We start from the raw sequence: 3181 nt of genomic DNA, 5'->3' as shown, positions 1-3181 counted from the left end.
CGGCGTGCCCGTCGACTGGACCACCGTCCTCGCCGGCCGCGACGCCCGCCGCACCGACCTGCCCACCTACCCCTTCCAACACCAACGCTTCTGGCTGGAGGGGGTCTCCTTCGGGTCGGTCGGCCGCCCCGTGGCACCGCCGGCGGACGACCGGCCGCCGGTCGACGACTCGGCGGCCGCCGAACTGCGCGGGCGGCTCACCGGTGTTACGGAGCCGGAGCGCGCCGCGCTGCTGCTGGATCTGGTCCGCACCCAGGCGGCCCTGGTGCTGGGCCACCGCTCGTCCGGCACCATCGCGGCGGCGAAGCCCTTCAAGGACCTGGGCTTCGACTCGGTCACGGCCATGGACCTGCGCAACCGGCTGAACGCCGCCACCGGCCTGCGGCTGCCCGTCACCCTGGTCTTCGACCACCCCAGCCCGCACGCCCTCGCCGCGTTCCTCGGTGCCCGGCTCACGGGCGAGCAGCCGGGGGCCGACCTCGTGGCCCCGGTGCCGCACGCCCCGGCACTGGACGGCGAACCGCTGGTGATCGTCGGCATGGCCTGCCGCTTCCCCGGTGGCGTCTCCTCGCCGGAGGACCTGTGGCGTCTGGTCGACGAGCGCCGTGACGAGGTCTCGGCCCTGCCCACCGACCGCGGCTGGCAGAGCTCCGGGGTCCCGGCCATGGCCCAGGGCGCGTTCCTGTACGACGCGGGTGAGTTCGATGCCGGGTTCTTCGGGATCTCGCCGCGTGAGGCGCTGGCGATGGACCCGCAGCAGCGGCTGTTGCTGGAGACCTCCTGGGAGGCGTTGGAGCGCGCCGCCGTCAAGCCGTCCTCGCTGCGCGGCAGCCGGACCGGCGTGTTCGTCGGCGGCAGTGGCCAGGAGTTCAGCATGCTGATGGCCAACGCGCCGGACTCCGTGGCCGGTTACGCGCTCACGGGCGCCTCGGGCAGTGTGATGTCGGGCCGGGTGTCGTACGTGCTGGGTCTGGAGGGCCCGGCGGTGACGGTGGACACGGCGTGTTCGTCCTCGTTGGTCGCCCTGCACCTGGCGGTACAGGCACTGCGCACGGGTGAGTGCGATCTGGCGCTGGCCGGCGGTGTGACCGTGATGTCGACGCCGGGCGCGTTCGCCGAGTTCTCGCGTCAGGGCGGTCTGGCGGCGGACGGGCGGTGCAAGGCGTTCTCGGACGATGCGGACGGCACCGGCTGGGGCGAGGGTGTGGGCATGCTGGTGGTCGAGCGGTTGGCAGACGCGCGGCGCAACGGGCATCCGGTGCTGGCGGTGATCCGCGGCAGCGCGGTGAACCAGGACGGCGCCTCGAACGGCCTGACGGCGCCGAACGGTCCGTCGCAGCAGCGGGTGATCCGCCAGGCGCTGGCCAACGCCGGACTGTCGGCCGCCGAGGTGGACGCGGTGGAGGCGCACGGCACCGGAACGAGCCTGGGCGACCCGATCGAGGCGCAGGCCCTGCTCGCGACGTACGGCCAGAACCGCCCTGCGGACCGCCCGCTCTGGCTCGGCTCGCTCAAGTCGAACATCGGCCACACCCAGGCCGCGGCCGGCGTCGCCGGTGTGATCAAGATGGTCATGGCGATGCGGCAGGGCGTACTCCCGGCGACCCTGCACGCCGAGCGGCCCACCACGCACGTGGACTGGTCCGACGGCGCGGTGGAGCTGCTGACGGAGGCCCGGGAGTGGCCGGAGGACCGGCCGCGCCGTGCGGGCGTCTCCTCCTTCGGCATCAGTGGCACCAACGCCCACATGATCCTGGAGCAGGCGCCCGCCGAGGAGCCCGGGCCGGCCGTCGAGCGGGTGTCCGGGCCGCTGCCGTGGGTCCTGTCGGGACACACCGGAGCCGCCCTGCGGGAGCAGGCCGCCCGACTGCTCGCCGCCGTGACCGAGGACTCTCGGAGGGAGGAGGGCGAGGTCGAACTCGGGGACCTGGCCTACGCCTTGACCGCCACCCGGGCCGAGCTGGAACACCGGGCGGTGCTCGTCGCCGAGGACCGCTCCGTCTTCCTGGACGGCTTGGCCGCCATCGCCGGGGGACACGCGTCCGCCGAGGTCCTGCTGGGGACGGCCGTCGAGGGACGCCTCGCCGTCATGTTCTCCGGCCAGGGCTCGCAGCGCCTCGGCATGGGGCGTGAACTCCACGACCGCTTCCCGAAGTTCGCCGCCGCGTTCGACGAGGTGTGCGCGGAGTTCGACCCGCTGCTGGACCGGCCGCTGAAGGAGGTGGTGTTCGCCGAGCCCGGCTCCGCCGCCGTGATCGACGAGACCCGCTACACCCAGCCCGCGCTCTTCGCGGTCGAGGTCGCGCTCTTCCGCCTGGTCGAGGGCTGGGGCGTGCGACCCGAGTTCCTGCTCGGCCACTCGATCGGCGAGTTGGCGGCCGCCCACGTGGCGGGCGTCTGGTCGCTCGCGGACGCCTGCCGCGTGGTCGCGGCCCGTGGGCGGCTGATGCAGGCGCTGCCGGCCGGCGGCGCGATGTTCGCACTGGAGGCGGGCGAGGCCGAGGTCGTGGAACTGCTGGCCGAGGCCGGCGAGGCGGCGGGGACCGTCGGGATCGCCGCCGTCAACGGTCCGGCCGCGGTCGTGGTCTCCGGTGACGCGGCGGCGGCCGCGGCGATCGCCGCCCGACTGGCCGAACGCGGCCGGAAGACCCGGCGGTTGGCCGTGTCGCACGCGTTCCATTCGGAGCTGATGGAGCCGATGCTCGGCGAGTTCGCCGAGGTGCTGGCCGGGGTGGTCTTCGAGGCGCCCCGGGTGCCCCTCGTGTCGAACGTGACCGGTGCGGTGGCCGGTGCGGAGATCCGCACTCCGGAGTACTGGGTGGAGCACGTCCGGGCGAGCGTGAGGTTCGCCGCGGGGGTGGAGGCCCTGCGCGCCGAGGGCGTGACCGCGTTCCTGGAGCTCGGCCCGGACGGTGTGCTGGCCGCGATGGCCAAGGACTGCCTGATCGACGAGCCCGGCGTCGCCGTCGCCGCGGTGACCCGCCGTGAGCGTCCCGAGGTGTCGACCCTGCTGGCCGCACTGGGCCGGCTCCATGTGCACGGCACCGGTGTGGACTGGGCCGCTGTGCTGGGCGGCCGCGCCGGTCGGCGGGTGGATTTGCCGACGTATGCGTTTCAGCGGGAGCGGTTCTGGCTTGAGGGTGTGGGTGGGGTTGGGGTTGAGGGTGTTGGTGTGGTGGGT

Annotated in this window: 1 protein-coding gene; it reads left to right on the top strand. The window is 74.0% G+C overall.

Annotated elements, in window-relative coordinates; all coding sequences use genetic code 11:
• The coding region (locus ACFZBX_RS36840) for a beta-ketoacyl synthase N-terminal-like domain-containing protein (RefSeq protein WP_391538184.1) at positions 1 to 3181 on the top strand (3181 nt) is incomplete at both ends.

Source organism: Kitasatospora sp. NPDC008115 (assembly GCF_042957205.1).
GTDB lineage: Bacteria > Actinomycetota > Actinomycetes > Streptomycetales > Streptomycetaceae > Kitasatospora.
The sequence above is the reverse complement of the archived record's forward strand: the minus strand, read 5'-3'. Positions and strand labels throughout refer to the sequence as shown.